Below are 17,218 nucleotides of genomic sequence, written 5' to 3'. Positions count from 1 at the left end.
ACGGAGCCCGGGCGTGGCCGGTCGGCGGGGGCGCTCAGCGCAGCGCGGAGTTCGGACGCGCCTGGGCTCGTCTGGCGTTGTTGTAGGCGCGCAGGAGGTGTTTGGAGACGGCGCAAGGCGACATGTCGAAGTGACACTGACGGCAGGTGCGTGCGTGCTCCTCGTAGGCGTTACGGGAGACTTGCAGGGCGTCCTCAGGCGAGGGCATGGGGGTCCTCCGAACGAAACGACGGTTACCCGGGGCCTTGGCTACTCATCAGTAGGGCCCGCGTCAAGAGGATTGGATCATGTTACTTACGGTAGCGGAAAATACGATTCCGGCCAGAAAGGAACACTCTTGATCAGCGAGGACGGCGGGCAGCGTGCCGCGCGGGTGTTCGACGCGCTCGGGTCCGTGTACGAGGAGGCGTTCGCGCACTCGGAGGCGCATCGCAGGTCCCTGGAGTGGCTGCTGGGGCGGCTCGCCCCGGGCGCTCGAGTGCTGGACGTCGGCAGCGGGACGGGGCGGCCGACGGCCGAGACCCTGGCCCGGGCGGGCCATCAGGTGCTCGGAGTCGACGTCTCCCCCGTCATGGTGGAACTGGCCGCCCGGCAGGTGCCAGAGGCGGAGTTCCGGTGTGCCGACGTACGCGAACTCCCTCTGGAAGACGGTTCGTTCGACGCCGTCTGCGTGTACTTCTCGCTGCTGCAACTGGATCGGACACAGCAGTCCGAGCTGGTCGGGCGGCTGGCTCGGGCGCTGCGGCCGGGCGGCAGTCTCGTGCTGGCCACCGTGCCGCTGGACGTGGTGGAGGTCGACGCCGTGTTCATGGGACAGCCCGTGCGGGTGACCAGCTTCGCCGGCCAGGATCTCGTCGACGTGGTCACCGGGGCCGGTCTGACCGTGTCGGCCCAGGAGAACGTGCTGTTCACGCCCGACCATCCCGACGCCGTACCGGAGCCGCATCTCTTCCTCTACTGCGGCAAGGAGTAGGACCGTCGGGGCCCGCGGGCCGCTTGGACCCCGTGGACCCCCCGGCCCGCGGACCTCTCAGGCCCCGCGGACCTCTCAGGCCCCGCGGGCCACTCTCAGGCCCCGCGGGCCCACCTTGCCGGAGGTGAGCGCCAGAACCAGCGCCGCCGAGCCTGTGCCCAGCAGCGCTCCGGCCACGACGTCACCCGGGTAGTGCACCCCGGTGTGAACCCGCGAGTAGCCCACCGCGCAGGCGAGCAGGCCCAGCGGGACCGCGGAGACCGGCAGGGTCGGGCCGACCGCGGCCGCGAACGCGACGGCCGAGGCGGTGTGCCCGGACGGGAACGACGCCGAGTGCGGCATCGGCACGTGCCGCCCCGGGAACGGCGAGTCCTCGCCGCGGTGCGGTCGGGGACGGCGTACGAGCTTCTTGCCGAGCAGGTTGGCGGTCGCCGAGGCGACACCGATGGCCGCGACGCCGAGCACCGCGGCGCGGCGCGGGCGCCCGCCCCGCAGGGCGAGCGCGGCGGCGACCGTGAAGGAGAGCTTGGAGTGGTCGGCGGCCGCCGACAGCCGGCGCAGCGCGGTGTCCAGGGTCGGCGTTCTGGTCACGGTGACCGTCTCGTACAGGGCCTGGTCCATGGTGACGAGGTCACGGACCAGACTCAGGGCGGGCACCGTCGGCCGGCTGTCAGACATCGTAGGCCTCCTTGATCGATCGAGGGTCGGGATGGCCGAGCGCCAGGCGGACGATGCGCCGCCAGTCGACCGTGGGGGGCGCATAGGCCGCGCCCGGGCGGTGCCGGGGCACCCGGACCCGCAGCGCGGCGGGCCGTACCGTGCACACGACAGGGGTGGCCAGTTCGAGTGCCTCGCCGTCGACGGCCACCGCGATGCGCTTCCGGTCGGCGTCGACGACGACGCGCCGGGACGTCACCGAGGTGATGCTGCCCGCGCGCTCGCCGAGCAGCGCGAGTTCGGCGGCCTGGGCCGCGCTCTCCACCCGGACACCGATCACACCGAGCACTCCCGCGTCCAGCCGGGGCCGCCGTCCGCCGCCGAGCGGGTCGGCGCGCGCGTAGGCGTTGTTGCTGACCAGAAGGGCCTGCGGCGCGTGCACGTGGGTGTCGTCCGCCTGGACGTCCAGGGTCGGGCCGGCCTCGCCCTGGAGCAGGTCGGGCAGGTGGTCGAGCGCGGTGGCGGCCTTGGCGTCGCGGTAGTCGGGGCTCTGCACTATCTCCGCGTACGCCCCGAAGGAGACGGTGTTGACGAAGGCCCGTCCGCCGACGTCCCCGAGGTCCACGCGGAGTTCGACGCCGTTGGTGAGGGCGTCGAGGCTGTGGGTGGGGTCCGTGCGGTCGAGGCCGAGGTCCATCGCGAAGTGGTTGCGGGTGCCGGCAGCGATCACCAGGAAGGGCATGTCGTGTTCGGCGGCCACGGCCGCGACCAGCGCCTGGGTGCCGTCACCACCCGCGACGCCGAGCAGGTCCGCACCCTCGGCGACGGCCCGCCGGGCCTCCGCCTCCGGGTCGGTGTAGACGCCGTCGGTGCCGAGCAGCACCACCTGGGCGCCGAGCGCCTGGGCGCGCTCCACGAGGCCGTGCTTGACGACCTTGCCGCCTCCGGAGAGCACGTTCATGATCAGGACCGGCCGGCGCGGCGGCGGGGTCTTCCGGCCGTGCGTGCCCTTGGGACGGCGGACGCTGCGCAGCGAGGCCCGGGCCGAGGCCAGGGCCCCCGCCCACAGGGCGAGCGCGCCCACCGCCACCGGCCACAGGCCGGACAAGGCGTACATCACCACCACGCCCACGGGCGCGGTGACGGCCACCAGCCCGCCGAGCAGCCGGGCTCCGCCCCGGTGCGCCAGCATCCACCACACGCCCGCCCCCGCCAGCGCGAGGAGGACGAAACCGATGAACAGGATCAGCCAGCCGCCGGAGCCCGCGCCCGCCATCACCACCCCGACGCAGGCGGCGAGCAGCACCAGGGCGAGCCGCGCCCAGCCCCGCGCGCGGGAGACCGCGTCCCGCTGGGCCGGGTCGATGTGCGACAGCGCCCGCTTCGTCCTACGTGTCTCGTTCACCGTGCGCCCGCCATGCTCCGAGGCCCCCTCTTGTGCGTCGACAGCGCCGACGATCCCGATCAATTGTCCATGGCGGAGCAGCCGGATGTGCCCGTGGTCCCCGTGTTCGTGCGCGTGTCATGCCGATGCCCGTACGCCGGGGGGTGAGGTTCACCGGGGCGGCGGCACGGCGGGGGCACGGGGAGGGGGCCCGTCGGCAGTGCGACGGGCCCCCGGTGGAGTGGCTGAATCTCAGTACTTACGGCGTGCGTTGCGGAACAGGACGGCGAAGCCGGCGATCACCAGCAGTCCTCCGCCGGCCGCGGGCCAGAGGTTGGCGCCCGTCTCGGCGAGGCCGCCGGTCTGGACCGCCTGGGGTTCGGTGCCGCCGGGGATGGTGGTGTCGGTCCCCGTGCCGGCCGGGCTCTGCGACTGCTCGGGAGTGGTCACGGGAGTGGTCGCGGGAGCGGTCGCCGGGGTGCCGATCTCGCCGCCCGAGCTGCTCGCCGGCGCCGAGGTGGCCGCCTTGGCCGACGGCTTCGTGTACACGCGGGGCCCGGTGGTGGCGGAGTTTCCGCCGGAACCGGCGTTGCCCTCGGCGGGCTCGGTGGTCACCGGTGCCTGGGGGGTCTGGGACGGCTGCTGCGTACCCCCGTCGGCTCCGTTGCCGTTGCCGTTGCCGTTGCCGTTGCCGTTGCCGGAATCGTTGCCGCCGCCGTTGGCGTTGCCGTCGCCACCGGAGCCGTTGTCGCCGGCATTGCCGCCGCTGCCGGAGCCGTCGTCACCGCTGCCGGAGCCGTCGTCACCGTTGCCGCCGCCGTTGCCGGAACCGTTGTCACCGTTTCCGGAGCCGTTGTCGCCGCCGGTACCGTCGCCGTTACCCGCGCCGCAGGTGCGGCCCCCGTTGATGCAGTCGACCATCTCCCGCATCAGGTCCTCGTCGAAGACGTTGATGAAGTCGCCGTGGTCGGTCACCGGCTTGTGCAGCTGCTCCGGGAAGGAGTCCACCGCGAACAGCGGAGTCGTCCTGCCGCCGTCCTGCAGGCTCGGCGCGTCGACGTCGTACACGATGCGCTGCACCAGCTGCGGAACGGCCTTGAAGCCGCTCGGGCAGGTGCCGTCCGCGGCGGCGAAGGCCACATGGGTGCGGTGGTTGGCACTGTCGATGTTGCTGCCGTCCCAGCAGCTCTGGAAGCGGAAGGTACGCACCACGTCGCTGCCGGACGGGCAGAGCGGGTACTTGTCCTTCAGCTGCCGGTCCTCGAAGCCGGTGCAGCTCCAGGACGCGTTGGCGTTGGCCGTGCCGTTGACGAAGGCCTTGGCGTCGCCGGTGATGACGCGCAGCAGCCGGGGCATCTCGGTGACCTGGGTCCGCGGGTTGCCGACGAAGGTCAGCGTCACGTCCTTGGGGGTGACGATCTTGCCGGCGTTGCCCTCGATGCCACCACCGGGGCTCTGCGCGTCCCGCTCCTGGGTGCCGTTCTGCAGGCGCAGCACGGGCCAGTAGTAGGTGGACTTGTCACCCTGGTCCACACAGCTGGTCCGGGCCTTCGCCAGGTCGTCGTCGGAGGCGAAGGCGGTGTTGGACTGGTTGCCGACGTAGTCGTGGAAGTGGTGGGCGCCGTTGCTGACGCCCGGGGCCACGATCACGTTGTCGGAGTTGAACAGGCCGTTCGCGTTCACTCCGCAGCTGGTGACGAACGTGCCGCGGGAGGGGCCTGAGCTGGGATCCGGGGTCTGCTGCGTCGGCTGGACGCTGTTGATGTCGGCGTAGTCCGCGGCCACCGGGCCGTTTCCGGCCTGGCCGCCGTTGCCCTGCTGGCCGCCGTTGCCCTGCTGACCGTTGCCCTGCTGGTTTCCGTCGCCGTTCTGGTCGTCGCCCGCCTGATCACCGTTCTGGTTCTCGTCGCCGTTGCCGTCGGCGCCTTCGTCGGCCTGGTCGTCGTTGGCTCGCAGGGTGCAGCCGGCGAGGTCCTCCAGGCCCTCGGGGCGGTCACCGGCCCGGTCGATGGCCTCCGCGATGCGCTGGATCGTCGCGCCGCGCTTCTCCTTCAACGGGTTCATGACCGCGTTGTCCGCGAAGCCGGCGTCCTGCCGCACCGCATCCGCCGACTCCTGGAGTTGGCGGTACGCGGCGGCGATCTGCTCGTCCAGCAGGGCGAGTTCGCGGGCGACCTCGGGCGAGGCCTGCTCCGGGACGTCGGTCAGCTTGCTGCCGACGTCCGGACAGTCGATGGTGACGGCGCTGTTGCCGCCCCGCTTCACGGAGTTGCCGTCGGAGCCGTCCTCGGTGGCCGAGGCGTAGACATTCACCGCCATCAGCCCACCGCCGCCGAGAATGAGCGCCAACGCCGCGAAAGTCGCGCGGCGTCCGCCCGTCTGGCGTCTGCGCCTGTTCTGTACCAAGGAGTGCTCCTACACGTCGTCGGCGGCCATGAGCATGAAGTCCCCCGGCCCTATACGCAACCGGGCACAGGAGTGTTCAGCCGCACCACGAATTCATAGCAAGATCTCAGACAGACGCCGCGTCCTGGGTCTTCGTGGCGGCCTGCCGCCGACGGCGCCCCCGCTCGTGCAGCAGACCCAGGGCGACGGCGGCGGCCACCGCGATGAGGTGTTCACGGCCGGCGAGGTTCGGCTTGGCGATCGACTCGAGGACCATGGAGCCGCCGGTGAGCGTGAACACGATGGGGGCGCGGCGGACCACCGAGAGATAGGAGAACAGTCCGACGACCGCCGCGGACGGGCCGGTGTCGAGCACCTGGCCGATCTCGGGCGGCAGTCCGAGACCCCAGCACCCCGGCCCCATCGCCATCATCACCCGCACTGTGAGGGTTCCGGCCAGGGTGGACGTGTAGGCGATCAGCAGGGTCCGGCGGCGGCCGAGGGCGAGTTCGGCCAGGGCGAAGGCGAGGAAGAGCTGCGTGATGCCCGCCCACACCGGCAGGTCGAGGGCAGGGACGTACAGGGAGACAGGGGTACGGAGCAGGGCGAGCCACAGCGGCAGGTCGCCCTGGACCCCGCCGAGGATCCGCACCCAGGTCGCGCCCGTGGGGTGCTGGGCGATGGCATGGAAGAAGATCACACCCCCACAGGCGACGAAGGCCAGCACCAGCGCGGCCGGCCCGCGCCTGCGCAACCGCCGGAGGGGATCGACGACGATGCCGTACCACTCGCCCCGCAGCGTCCGGCCTACGAACGCCAGGGTGCGGGAGAGCGCATTGCCTCGCGGCCTTCCCTCGGCACGGTCTACGCGCGGCTCGTCCCCGGCACGGTCGGCGCGCGGCTCGTCCCCGGTACGACCACCGCGCGGCCGGGCCTCGGTACGGCCACTGCCCGGCCGGGCAGTGGCACTGCCACCGCGTGGCCCGCCCTTGGTCCGGCCACCGCGTGAACCGCTCTGGGGACGGCCACCGCGCGGCCCGCCCTCGCCACGGCCCGCGCGCGGCTCGTCCCCGGCACGGCTTTCGCGAGGCCGCTCCACGTCCGGACGCAGGATGCTCAAGGTCTCCCCCAAACACTCGTCGCACGATGTTTCCTACGAGTCACGACCCGGAAGACGCAAGGACGGCCCGCGAGGATTACTCCCGCGCAGGCCGTCTACCTCACATTCCGACCACGTCCCGGTAAGGCGGGTGCGGCCGGGGAGATACGGAGGCGCTGAGGCGGCAGGCGACCACCGGGCCCGATGACACCCGGTCACGCCCCCGTAACTCCAGTGGGCTAATGTCACCGCTGTGGAACGCACTGACCAGCGGAACATGACCCGGGCCGGGTTACCTCGCGCGGCGGGGCCGGCCGGTCCCGGCGTCGTTGGCCCCCTTCCTCAACCCCTGCCTCTTCCGCCCCGGGCGACCGCCGCGTGAAGCGACCTTCGCCGGTCGAGGCCCGGCCCGCCGCCGAACCCGTACCGTCCCTGCTCGCCGACGGTCTGCTCACGGAGCGGCTGGCACTCGCGGTACCCGAGGACACCCGGGTCGTGGTGGCGCAGTACGAGATTCCACCGGGCCGCTCGCTGCCCTGGCACTACCACGAGGGCCGGGTCGTGGCCGTGGTGACCGCGGGCGTCCTGACCCGGACCCTGGCGGACGGATCCGAGTGCGTGACGCCCGTCGGCGGGTGCGTCGTCGAACCGGTGGGGCCGCAGGGCGTACACATGGCGGAGAACCGGGAGCCGGAACCCCTGCGCATCTGCGCCCTGTTCTTTCTGCCGCAGGGCAGGCCGCTGTCTACGCGCGCAGAACCGCCGGACCAGGTCGCCTGCGGCTGACGCCGGCGGGCCCGTCGGCGTCAGCACTGTGGCCGGGGGCCCGTCTCCTGCACCGGGAACGCCTGCTCGGCGCCCGGCAGCACGGGCGCGGGCAGGGTGACGACGTCCTCCTGGGCCCGCAGCAGCTGCTCCGCAGTGTGCTCGGGCAGCGCCGGCGCGACCGTTCCGGCGGAGGTGAAGCGGAAGACGGAGGTGAGGTCGCCGAAGGTGCTGCGCCGCCATCCGCTGATGTTGGGCTCCATGACCCCGGTGAGCCGTTCCAGGAACCGCAGGGTCGAGGTGTGGTCGAAGGGTTCCGTGGCCACCCAACCGCCCACCGTCCAGGGCGAGACGACGATGGCGGGGACCCGGAACCCGCCGCCGATCGGCAGCCCGGCGACGAACTCCCCGGGTGTGTCCACCGGCGGTGTGGGCGGCGGCACATGGTCGAACAGGCCGTCGTTCTCGTCGTAGTTGAGGATGAACGCGGTCTTGCGCCACACCCTCGGGTTGGCCGCGATGGCCTCGATCTTGGCGGCGACGAAGGCCGCTCCCGCCGCCGGCAGGTGGTCCGGGTGCTCCGACTGGTGCCCGGGCGGGACCAGCCAGGACACGGTCGGCAGCCGGTCGGCCCGGGCGTCGTCCTCGAAGGTGCCCTCCGGCTGAGGCCGTACGCCCCGCTCGTACAGCTCGGAGCCGGGGAGCGCGTTCCTGAACGTGGCGAACTGCTCCAGCAGGTTGCAGCCGTAGTCGTCCTCCTGCTGGTACACCTTCCAGCCGACCCCGGCCGTCTGGAGCCGTTCGGCGTACGTCGTCCAGCTGAACGGCGTCGGGGCGGAGTTGCGGACGACCGGCCCGCCGTGGGCGCCCTCGGGGTCGATGGTGCCGGTCATCCACATCAGGCGGTTCGGCCAGGTCGGGCCGAGGACCGAGCTGAAGTAGTGATCGCAGACGGTGAAGGTCTCGGCGAGGGCGAACTGGAACGGGATGTCCTCACGCGTGTAGTAGCCCATGACATAGGGGGCGTTGGCGCCGTCGGCCGTGCGGTGGGCCGAGAGCCAGCGGTCCATCCGGCCGCCGTTCCAGGCTTCGTGCTGCACCGACCAGGCGTGGCTCGTGGACGGGATGGCCTGGGCGCTGGAGGTGCGGGTGTCCAGGTGGAAGGGCAGGAGGTAGCCCGCGGGGTTCCCGGTGTCCGGCTGGTAGAAGACGGAGCGTCCGGTGTCGAGGGTGAGCGCGTCGGGGTCGGCGAAACCGCGCACACCGGACAGGGTGCCGAAGTAGTGGTCGAAGGAGCGGTTCTCCTGCATCAGCAGGACGACGTGTTCGATGTCGGCGAGTGAGCCGCGCCGGGACGGTCCGGCCGCGACGGCCTTCTGCACGCTCGGCGGGAGGAGGGAGAGGGTGGCCGCCGCCCCCAGCGCGCCCGCGGCCGAGCCCAGGAGTCTGCGTCGGGTCAACTCGGCCATGTGTGGTGTGTCCCTCGGTGAGCGGGGGAAGCGGAGGAAGGCACCGGCCGGTGCCCCGCGCGAGACGGGCCACCGCTCGTTCTCCGCCCGGGCCGGGGACGCGGAGACCGCGGAACCGGCGCCGGACGGACCGTCCGTCGGACGGTGGGCGGCCCCGCCTGGTTCAGGACCACAGCTCCTCGCCGTCGCACACCCGCACCCCCATGTTGCTTTCCATCATCAGCAGCGCCGCGTCCGCGAGATCGGCGTGGATGTGGGCGACGGCGTCCCGTGGGACGGTCACGTCGATGTGGCGGATGTGGGCGTCGAGCGCCGAGTACAGGACGCACTGCTCGGTGACCTGTCCGCACAGCACGACGTGGTCGATGCCCTCCTGGCGGAGCAGGTAGGACAACGGCGTCTCGAAGAAGATCGAGTGCCGGGCCTTCAGGATGAACAGGGACCTCTGGTCGGGCAGCAGCGGCTCGACGAGTTCCGCGTGCGATCCGGACAGGGCCTTGTCGAGGAGTTCGCCGTGGTGGGAGCGCCACTGGCCGAAGTTGTCGTTGACGTAGACGACGGGCACACCGGCGTGGCGGGCCCGGTCGACGAGACCGGCGGCCACCGGGACCACTTCGCGGGCCGACGGCAGAAGCAGCTCGGCGTCCGGGTGGTCGTAGGAGTTGATCATGTCGATGACGATCAGCGCGGTCTTGCTCATGCCGCTATGGGTTCCCGGCACAGCACGGATATGACGGCACATCACTCTTCCGCACGAGAGAGCGGCCGGGCTCCCTTCCCGGGATCCCGGCCGCTCCCCTGCCTCGGACCGCGACGCTCAGCTCTGCCGGGCCGGCGCCTGCCTCATCGCGTCTCCCGGAACGGCACGTGCTGCCCGGCGACGGGGTCGTACTTGCGCAGGACCAGCCGGTCGGCGTCGTTGCGGCGGTTCTTGCGCGTCACATAGGTGACACCGGTACCGGCGGTGGACCTCAGCGTGATGACGGGGCGCGCTGTACTGCGGGCCATGGGGGCCTCCTCTCACACCGACTCGCACCCACTGAACGGTGCATGTCAGTCAGGAGCTGCAACAGGGGGCGGGGCCGCCGCATTCCCCGACAGGGCCGCCCGACCGCGAATCTCGGTGGCGGGCGCCGCGACCTGCTCGGTTACAGTGCTCCGCCGGTAACTCGCCGGTACCGAGAGGAGACACAGCGGTGCGCTTTGGGGTGGGGAACGTGGGGCATGTGGGGCACATGGGGCGGTGGTTGACGCCGGCGGTCCTGGCGACGGGCCTGATGACGGGATGCGCGGCCGAAGAGGCGGGCCCCGGCTCCGCGTCGGGGGCGTCCACGGGGGCATCCGCGGGGACGGCCGCGAAGGTCGCGCAGCGCGGAGGGTCCGTCGGGGCCTCCGGGTCCGCCTGTGAACTTCCCGTCACCTTCGACGTCGCCGAGTTCTGGAAGGCCAAGGCCGTCGACGCCGGGGAGGCGACAGCCGCCACCGGCGACCTGGCCGACCTCGCGGACGCCTTCCTGCGCCAGGGCCCGGTCACCATGGCGTGCGAGATCGACGCCAAGCCCGCCGGGAAGATCGGGTTCCTGCGGGTGTGGACCGGTGAGCCCGGCGATGCCGACGCGCGTGCCGTGCTGAAGGGCTTCGTGGCCGCCGAGCAGGGCGCGAGCGCGGCGAAGTACCGCACGGTCCAGGCGGGCGACGTCACCGGCACCGAAGTCGAGTACGTCACCAGGAGCGAACTCCTCGATGAGACGAAGAAGGAGCACGCCCTCGCCGTCACCACGTCCGAGGGTCCCGTCGTCCTGCATCTGGGCGGCATGGACACCGCGGAGCACGAGGCGATGCTCCCGGCGTACGAGCTCGCCAAGAGCACGCTGCACGCCACCGGTTGAACCGGCCCAGGCCCCGGCCGTACTCCCGGGGGCGGCCGAGGACCGGGGCGTGCTCACGCGCCGCGGTGAGCCGCCCCCGCCGCCGGCCGAGGACCGGGGACTCGTCCGGCCGGTCGACCGGCCGGAGCCGGGGCGGTCAGCGGCCGAGCAGGGCACGCATCCGCCCGGCTGCGCGTACGGCGGAGTCGCCGCAGCAGTTGTTGAACAGCACGTGCACCTGCTCGGCCCCCCGGGCGAGCGCCCGCACCCTCGGCACCCACTCACGGAGCTCGGCGTCGGTGTACTCGTGCCGGAAGCGGTCCTCCTTGCTGCCGGTGCCCCAGGCCGGGCTGCGGCCGTGCAGGCGGACGACCGCCAGCCGCCCGCAGGTGACGGGCGTGACGGGGGGCACCGCGGAGGGCAGGGACTGCTCCATGTCGACGGCGACGGCGGCGAAGCCGTGGGACCGCAGCAGTCCGGCGGTCGCGTGCTCCTGCTCGCCCCGCCACCAGTCGGGATGCCGGAACTCGACGGAGACCGGCCACCCGGCGGTGCGCTCGGCGCACTGGGCCAGGAACGCTTCGGCCCGTGTGCCGGGGCGGAACCACGGCGGGAACTGGAAGAGGACGGCGCCCAGTCGCCCCGCGTCCCGTAACGGCCGGATCCCGTCCGTGAACCTCCGCCACACCTCGTCCAGGGCCTTGGGGCTCCGGATGTCGTCGGGCAGCCCCGGTGGCAGTACGGCGGACCGGGTGGGGTGGCCGGTCAGCAGGGAGAAGGCCTTCACGTCGAACACGAAACCGTCGGGAGTGCGCTGCGCCCACAGTCCGCTGGTGCGCTCGCCCGGAAGCGCGTAGTAGGTGGCGTCGACCTCGACGACCGGCAAGCGTTCGGCATAGTGGCGCAACCGTCCCTCCGCGTCGCGCCGCCCGGTCGGGTACCAGCCGCTGGAGACCAGCGTCCGGTCCGTCCAGGAGCACGAGCCCACGAGAATCTCACCCATGGCGAGCGACTACCCCGCCGGAACGCGATCTCTCCCGTCGCGCGGATGCACATCCGGCCAGGTGTGGCGCATTCTTGCTGTGTCGCCCAAGCGGCGGCGCACGGACGAGGTAGGGCCTGATGACTGGGATGGCCGGAAACGAGCGGACGCCGTCCGGGCCGCCACCCGCGCTGCTGACCGGGGCCGTGGCGGACGCGCTGCGGGCGACGGGCGGCCGCGTCGGTGGCGTGTACCTGTGCTCGGCCACGCCCGGGCTGCTGCGCCTCGCGGTCCTCGCGGGGCTGCCCGGTCCGCTGTTCCGCCCCTGGTGGCGGGTGACCGTGGACCGGCCGTTCCCGGTGGCCGACGTGCACCGGACGGGCGTACCGGTGGTACTGGCGAACGCCACCGAGATGATGCGCGACTACGCGCAGCTCGCGGCGGGCCTGCCCTTCCAGTTCGGTTCGATCTATGTGCCCGTCGTGGCGGACGGACGGTCCTTCGGGGTGCTGGCCGTTCTGCGCCCGGCGGCGGCCGACGCGGCGGAGGTGCAAGGGGAGTGTGAGCGCCTGACGGGGGTGGCGGACTCCCTGGGAGCGGCCCTGCTGCGGCTCGACGCGGACGGCGGGGACGCCACCTGGGACGGGGAACCGCTGTGCGTACGGCCGCCGGCCGCGGGGCCGGCCCCGGGACGCGTCGGGCGGTTCTCGTGGGACCCGGCGACGGACGTCGTCACCCTCGACGAACAGGCACGCGCCCTGCTCGGTCTGCCCCCGGGCGAGTTTCCGGGCACGCTGGACGACCTGGCCCGGGCCGTCGACCCGACGGACGCCCACCGGCTCCCCGGCCTGCTGCACCGGACGGCCCGGGGCCGGCCCCCGCCGCTGCCGCTCCAGGTGCGCACCACCGAGGGCGGCCTGCGGCTCCTCGAGCTGTGGGAGGCGACGGGCGCGGCGACCGGCCCGCCCGATGCCGTCGCGTCCGCGGCCACGCCCCGCCCCATCGCCGGCGTCCTCCTCGATCCGGGTCCGGGCGCGCTCGCCGACGGAGCCGCCGACCTCCTCCCGGAGGGGGTGTTCTGTCTCGACCGGCTGGGGCTCGTCGTGTACGCCAACCCGCGGGCCGGGCATCTCCTGGGCGTGCCGCGGGACCGGCTGGTCGGCCGGTCGCTGTGGGAGGCCGTGCCGTGGCTGAACCAGCCCACGTCCGAGGAGCATCTGCGCGGCGCCCTGCTGTCGCCGGAGCCCGCGCACTTCCATGTGCGGCTTCCCGTCGCCGACGGCCGTTCCGCCGTCCCCCGGCCGTACGAGGGCGACTGGCTGCGCATCTCCCTGTACCCGGGCGCGGATCTCGTCACCTGCACGGCGGTACCGGCGAACCGCGTGCCGGACGGCACGGCCCCCGAGCCCCCTGAGACGGATCCGCCCGCGCCCGGCACCGCCGCCTCGACCGCCCCGCTCTACCGGCCCATCGTCCTGGCCATCGCGCTGACGGAGGCGGTGACCGCGCGCCAGGTGTCGGCGGTGGTGATGCAGGAGCTGCTGCCCGCGTTCGGCGGCCGTCGGCTCGCCATCTACCTGCTCCAGGAACGGCACCTGTATCTGGCGTGGGAGTCCGGCTTCCCCAAAGGGTTCCTGCGCCCCTTCGAAGGCGTGGCTCTGGACGCCCGGCTGCCCGGCGTGGAGACCCTCACCACGGGCCGGCCGCTCTTCTTCGACTCGATGCCGCAGCTGTCGGCCGCCTATCCGGGTATCGCCCTCGACGCGTCGGAGGGCGCCCGCGCCTTCCTGCCGCTGATCGCCTCGGGACGCCCGGTCGGCTCGTGCATCCTCGGCTTCGACCGCTCGCGCAGTTTCAGCTCCGAGGAACGCACGGTGCTGACCGCGCTGGCCGGGCTGATCGCCCACGCGATGGAGAAGGCGCAGCGCTACGACACCGAGGCCGCCCTCGCCCGAGGGCTCCAGCAGGCCCTCCTCCCCCGGCGGCTGTCGCAGCACGCGCGCGTGCAGACCGCCGGGCGCTATCTGCCGGGCACCGAGGGCATGGACGTGGGCGGCGACTGGTACGACGTCGTGGAGGCCGGGGACGGGCTGGCCCTGGTGATCGGGGACGTGCAGGGGCACGGCGTGCAGGCGGCGGCCACCATGGGGCAGCTGCGCAGCGCGGTGCGGGCGTTCGCGCTGGGCGACCGGCCACCCGAGGAGGTCATGGGCGGCACGAACCACCTCCTCATCGACCTGGACCCCGGACAGTTCGCCAGCTGCTGCTACGTGCGGCTGGACCCCGCCACCGGGGTGGCCAGGGCGGTGCGCGCCGGGCACCTGCCGCCGCTGCTGCGCCACCCCGACGGCCGAACCGAGGTCGTGGACCTGCGCGGCGGCGTGGTGCTCGGGGTGGACCCGCGCGCCCACTACCCGGTGACGGAGCTGCGGCTGGAGCCGGGCGCGATCCTCGCCCTGTACACGGACGGGCTCGTCGAGCGGCCCGGCGAGGACATCGACGACGGCATCGCGGAGCTGCGCCGCGCCCTGGCCGGGGCCGGTGCCCGGCCCGGGCGGCCTTCCCCCGCCGGAACCGACGCCTTCGGGCCGGCATCCGGCAGCCCTCCCGCCCGTTCCCTCGCGGACGTCGCCGACCGGCTCACCGCTACGGCCCGGCAGGCCGCGGACCGGGCGGACGACATCGCCCTGCTCCTGGCCACCCGGCGGCCGGCGGACGACGGGCGACAGGCCTGACCCCCGGCTCGCGTGCGGGACGCGGCCCGTGACCGTGTGTGACGCCCCTCGCCTAGCGGGGCCGGGCAGTGTAGACATGGCACATGGTCCGACTCCTGGGGCGCTCGGATGCCCGGCCGGCCCGTCGTCCCCGGGGCCCGCGGGTCCGGCGCTCGCCCGAGTCCGCGCTGGGCAGGCGCAGTCTCGCCGCGCAGGTGTTCGTGCTCCAAGTGGTCATCGTGCTGCTGCTCGTCGTGGCCGCCGTGGTGGCGCTGCTGCTCCAGGTGCGGCACGACACCACCCAGGAGGCCCGTAACCGCTCCCTGGCGGTAGCGCAGACCTTCGCCAACTCACCGGGCATCATCCAGGCGCTGGACAGCCCGCACCCGACGGCCGTGCTCCAGCCCAGGGCCGAGGCCGCCCGCAAGGCGTCCGACATGGACTTTCTCGTCGTCATGAACACGGACGGCATCCGCTACACCCACCCCAAGCCGGACCGCATCGGCAAGAAGTTCGTCGGGAACATCCAGCCGGCGCTGGACGGCGGGGTCGTGGTCGAGGAGATCAACGGAACCATCGGCCGGCTGGTCCAGGCCGTGGTGCCGGTGAAGGCGCCCGACGGGAAGGTGGTCGGGCTGGTGTCGTCCGGCATCACCACCGCGCACGTCGGCGGCACCGCCGACCGCCAGCTGCCGCTCGTCCTCGGCAGCGCCGCGGTGGCGCTCATCCTGGCCACCGCGAGCACGGCGCTGGTCAGCCGCCGGCTGCTGCGCCAGACCCACGGCCTGGGACCGCGCGAGATGACCCGGATGTACGAGCACCACGACGCGGTGCTGCACGCCGTACGGGAAGGGGTGATCATCGTCGGCGGTGAGGGCGACCTGCTGCTCGCCAACGACGAGGCGCAGCGCCTGCTCGACCTGCCCCCGGACGCCGAACGGCGCCAGGTCCTCGAGCTGGGGCTCGACCGGGACACCGCCGAGCTGCTGGCCTCCGGGCGGATGGTCACCGACGAGGTGCACCTGGTCGGGGAGCGGCTGCTGGCGATCAACCAGCGGCCCACCGACCTGGCGGGCGGACCGGCCGGCAGCGTCGCCACCCTGCGCGACTCCACGGAGCTGCGCGCCCTCTCGGGCCGGGCGGAGGCGACCCGCGAGCGCCTCGACATGCTGTACGCGGCCGGGGTGGCCATCGGGACCAGCCTGGACGTCGCCCGGACCGCCGAGGAGCTGACGGAGCTGGCCGTACCCAGGTTCGCGGACTTCGCGACCGTGGATCTGTTCGACGCCGTCCTGAACGGCGAGGAGCCGGAGGCGCACGGCGCGCTGCGGCGCACGGCGGTGAGCGCGATCCGCAAGGGCGCGCCGCTGTACGCGGTGGGCGAGCGGATCCGGTTCGTGGACTCCAGCCCGCAGGCCCGCAGTCTCGGCGACGCCCGGGCGGTCCTGGAGGCCCGGCTCGCCCAGGCGCCGGGCTGGCGCGCCCAGGACCTGGAACGGACCGAGCAGGTCGTCGAGTTCGGCATCCACTCGCTGATCACCGTGCCGGTGCGGGCCGGTGCCCTGATCCTGGGCGTGGTCAGTTTCTGGCGTTCGGAACGGCCCGACCCGTTCGACCCGGACGAGGTGGTGCTCGCGGAGGAGCTGGTGGCGCGGGCCGCGATCTCCATCGACAACGCGCGCCGGTTCACCCGCGAGCACGGTATGGCGGTCACCCTCCAGCGCAGCCTGCTACCGCGCACCCTGCCCGAACAGAACGCCCTGGACATCGCCTACCGGTACCTGCCGGCGCAGGCGGGTGTGGGCGGTGACTGGTTCGACGTGCTCCCCCTGTCCGGGGCCCGGGTCGCCCTCGTCGTCGGTGACGTGGTGGGCCACGGGCTGCACGCGGCGGCCACCATGGGGCGGCTGCGCACCGCGGTGCACAACTTCTCGGCCCTGGACCTGGCCCCGGAGGAACTCCTCGGGCTGCTGGACGAGTTGGTGGCCCGTATCGACCAGGACGAGGCGGACGACGGCTCCGACGCGCCCGTCTCGGGGGCGACCTGTCTGTACGCCATCTACGATCCGGTGGCCCGGCGCTGCACGATCGCCCGTGCCGGCCATCCGCCGCCGGCGCTGGTACACCCGGACGGCCGGGTCGAGTATGTCGAGGTGCCCGCCGGACTCCCGCTCGGGCTGGGCGGGCTGCCGTTCGAGACGGTCGAGCTGGAGCTGGCCGAAGGCAGCTCGCTGGTGCTGTACACCGACGGGCTGGTGGAGGACCGGGAGCGGGACATCGACACCGGTCTCGAGCTGCTGCGCAGTTCCCTGGAGCGGAGCGCCGACGGCCCGCCCGAGGAGACCTGCCAGGCGGTCCTGGACGCTCTGCTGCCGCCCCGCCCGAACGACGACATCGCGCTGCTCGTCGCGCGGACCCGGGCGCTGGGCGCCGACCGGGTCGCGGAGTGGGACGTGCCGGTGGATCCGGCGGCGGTCGGCCAGGTGCGGGGGGCGGTGGTGCGGCAGCTGGCGCGCTGGGACCTGGACGACCTGTCCTTCACGACGGAGCTGATCCTGAGCGAACTGGTCACCAACGCGATCCGCTACGGCAGCGGCCCGGTGGGCGTCCGTCTGCTGCGGGACCGCACCCTGATCTGCGAGGTCTCCGACGGCAGCAGCACCTCACCGCATCTGCGGTACGCGGCGATGACCGACGAGGGCGGCCGCGGTCTGTTCCTCGTGGCGCAGCTCACCGAGCGCTGGGGCACCCGGTACACCTCCAAGGGCAAGGTGATCTGGGCCGAACAGCCGCTGCCGGGAGGCGAGTCGGCCGCGGATCGGCCGCGAGCCGGCCTCCGCCGGGACTCATAAATGATGCTTATGAGTCCATAGACCGGACCCGCGTACCGAGTAAGGTTTGCCTTAGTTTAGGCTTCCCTCG

Annotated in this window: 14 protein-coding genes; 5 read left to right on the top strand and 9 right to left on the bottom strand. The window is 73.0% G+C overall.

The genetic code is table 11. The annotated features are described in order from the left end of the window. Positions 1-34: 34 nt before the first annotated feature. On the bottom strand, positions 35-208 hold the full coding sequence (locus tag ACFWBB_RS00545; RefSeq protein ID WP_385264879.1) for a hypothetical protein: 174 nt from the start codon (positions 206-208) through the stop codon (positions 35-37). Between the two features lie 129 nt (positions 209-337). On the opposite strand from ACFWBB_RS00545, the gene ACFWBB_RS00540 reads away from it, so the two are divergent. Then, positions 338-973, top strand: coding sequence for a class I SAM-dependent methyltransferase (locus ACFWBB_RS00540; protein ID WP_385264877.1), 636 nt, complete (start codon positions 338-340; stop codon positions 971-973). Positions 974-1,048: 75 nt separating this feature from the next. Here the strand turns inward: ACFWBB_RS00540 and ACFWBB_RS00535 are convergent, their stop codons facing one another. From ACFWBB_RS00535 to ACFWBB_RS00520, 4 genes are all read right to left on the bottom strand, one after another. Then, entirely contained in the window at positions 1,049-1,651 is a 603-nt protein-coding gene (locus ACFWBB_RS00535; protein WP_385264875.1) for a phosphatase PAP2 family protein, read from the bottom strand. Next, on the bottom strand, positions 1,644-3,035 hold the full coding sequence (locus ACFWBB_RS00530; protein WP_385264873.1) for a diacylglycerol kinase family protein: 1,392 nt from the start codon (positions 3,033-3,035) through the stop codon (positions 1,644-1,646). The genes ACFWBB_RS00535 and ACFWBB_RS00530 overlap by 8 nt, the downstream gene beginning before the upstream one ends. A 231-nt stretch (positions 3,036-3,266) precedes the next feature. Next, positions 3,267-5,333 (bottom strand): DUF1996 domain-containing protein, encoded by a 2,067-nt coding sequence (locus ACFWBB_RS00525; RefSeq protein WP_385265552.1) that lies wholly within the window; start codon positions 5,331-5,333, stop codon positions 3,267-3,269. A gap of 193 nt (positions 5,334-5,526) precedes the next feature. After that, positions 5,527-6,219 (bottom strand): hypothetical protein, encoded by a 693-nt coding sequence (locus ACFWBB_RS00520; RefSeq protein ID WP_385265549.1) that lies wholly within the window; start codon positions 6,217-6,219, stop codon positions 5,527-5,529. 657 nt (positions 6,220-6,876) lie between these two features. On the opposite strand from ACFWBB_RS00520, the gene ACFWBB_RS00515 reads away from it, so the two are divergent. Next, positions 6,877-7,284: a cupin domain-containing protein gene (locus ACFWBB_RS00515; RefSeq protein WP_385264871.1), complete on the top strand. Its 408-nt coding sequence runs from the start codon at positions 6,877-6,879 to the stop codon at positions 7,282-7,284. Between the two features lie 20 nt (positions 7,285-7,304). On the opposite strand, the gene ACFWBB_RS00510 is transcribed toward ACFWBB_RS00515, so the two are convergent. From ACFWBB_RS00510 to rpmG, 3 genes are all read right to left on the bottom strand, one after another. Beyond that, positions 7,305-8,732 carry an alkaline phosphatase family protein gene (locus tag ACFWBB_RS00510; protein WP_385264869.1) on the bottom strand — a complete coding sequence of 476 codons (1,428 nt, stop codon included), beginning with the start codon at positions 8,730-8,732 and terminating at the stop codon, positions 7,305-7,307. A 163-nt stretch (positions 8,733-8,895) separates the two neighbouring features. Then, positions 8,896-9,432 (bottom strand): cysteine hydrolase family protein, encoded by a 537-nt coding sequence (locus ACFWBB_RS00505; protein WP_385264866.1) that lies wholly within the window; start codon positions 9,430-9,432, stop codon positions 8,896-8,898. Between the two features lie 143 nt (positions 9,433-9,575). After that, complete coding sequence (gene rpmG, locus ACFWBB_RS00500; protein ID WP_385264863.1) at positions 9,576-9,740, bottom strand: 50S ribosomal protein L33; 165 nt, start codon at positions 9,738-9,740, stop codon at positions 9,576-9,578. A gap of 227 nt (positions 9,741-9,967) precedes the next feature. Between rpmG and ACFWBB_RS00495 the strand changes: the two genes are divergently transcribed. Next, complete coding sequence (locus tag ACFWBB_RS00495) at positions 9,968-10,621, top strand: lipoprotein (RefSeq protein WP_385264861.1); 654 nt, start codon at positions 9,968-9,970, stop codon at positions 10,619-10,621. Between the two features lie 136 nt (positions 10,622-10,757). Here the strand turns inward: ACFWBB_RS00495 and ACFWBB_RS00490 are convergent, their stop codons facing one another. Continuing rightward, positions 10,758-11,603, bottom strand: coding sequence for a DUF72 domain-containing protein (locus tag ACFWBB_RS00490; protein WP_385264858.1), 846 nt, complete (start codon positions 11,601-11,603; stop codon positions 10,758-10,760). 119 nt (positions 11,604-11,722) lie between these two features. On the opposite strand from ACFWBB_RS00490, the gene ACFWBB_RS00485 reads away from it, so the two are divergent. Next, entirely contained in the window at positions 11,723-14,317 is a 2,595-nt protein-coding gene (locus tag ACFWBB_RS00485) for a SpoIIE family protein phosphatase (RefSeq protein WP_385264855.1), read from the top strand. Between the two features lie 83 nt (positions 14,318-14,400). Then, on the top strand, positions 14,401-17,148 hold the full coding sequence (locus ACFWBB_RS00480) for a SpoIIE family protein phosphatase (RefSeq protein ID WP_385264853.1): 2,748 nt from the start codon (positions 14,401-14,403) through the stop codon (positions 17,146-17,148). The last annotated feature ends 70 nt before the right edge of the window (positions 17,149-17,218 follow it).

Source organism: Streptomyces sp. NPDC060000 (assembly GCF_042737375.1).
GTDB lineage: Bacteria > Actinomycetota > Actinomycetes > Streptomycetales > Streptomycetaceae > Streptomyces.
The sequence above is the reverse complement of the archived record's forward strand: the minus strand, read 5'-3'. Positions and strand labels throughout refer to the sequence as shown.

Coding starts and splice junctions, on each gene's coding strand:
- rpmG (WP_385264863.1), bottom strand. CDS start 9,740: ATGGCCCGCAGTACAGCGCGCCCCGTCATCACGCTGAGGTCCACCGCC.
- ACFWBB_RS00485 (WP_385264855.1), top strand. CDS start 11,723: ATGACTGGGATGGCCGGAAACGAGCGGACGCCGTCCGGGCCGCCACCC.
- ACFWBB_RS00510 (WP_385264869.1), bottom strand. CDS start 8,732: ATGGCCGAGTTGACCCGACGCAGACTCCTGGGCTCGGCCGCGGGCGCG.
- ACFWBB_RS00495 (WP_385264861.1), top strand. CDS start 9,968: ATGGGGCGGTGGTTGACGCCGGCGGTCCTGGCGACGGGCCTGATGACG.
- ACFWBB_RS00490 (WP_385264858.1), bottom strand. CDS start 11,603: ATGGGTGAGATTCTCGTGGGCTCGTGCTCCTGGACGGACCGGACGCTG.
- ACFWBB_RS00480 (WP_385264853.1), top strand. CDS start 14,401: ATGGTCCGACTCCTGGGGCGCTCGGATGCCCGGCCGGCCCGTCGTCCC.
- ACFWBB_RS00535 (WP_385264875.1), bottom strand. CDS start 1,651: ATGTCTGACAGCCGGCCGACGGTGCCCGCCCTGAGTCTGGTCCGTGAC.
- ACFWBB_RS00545 (WP_385264879.1), bottom strand. CDS start 208: ATGCCCTCGCCTGAGGACGCCCTGCAAGTCTCCCGTAACGCCTACGAG.
- ACFWBB_RS00505 (WP_385264866.1), bottom strand. CDS start 9,432: ATGAGCAAGACCGCGCTGATCGTCATCGACATGATCAACTCCTACGAC.
- ACFWBB_RS00525 (WP_385265552.1), bottom strand. CDS start 5,333: ATGGCGGTGAATGTCTACGCCTCGGCCACCGAGGACGGCTCCGACGGC.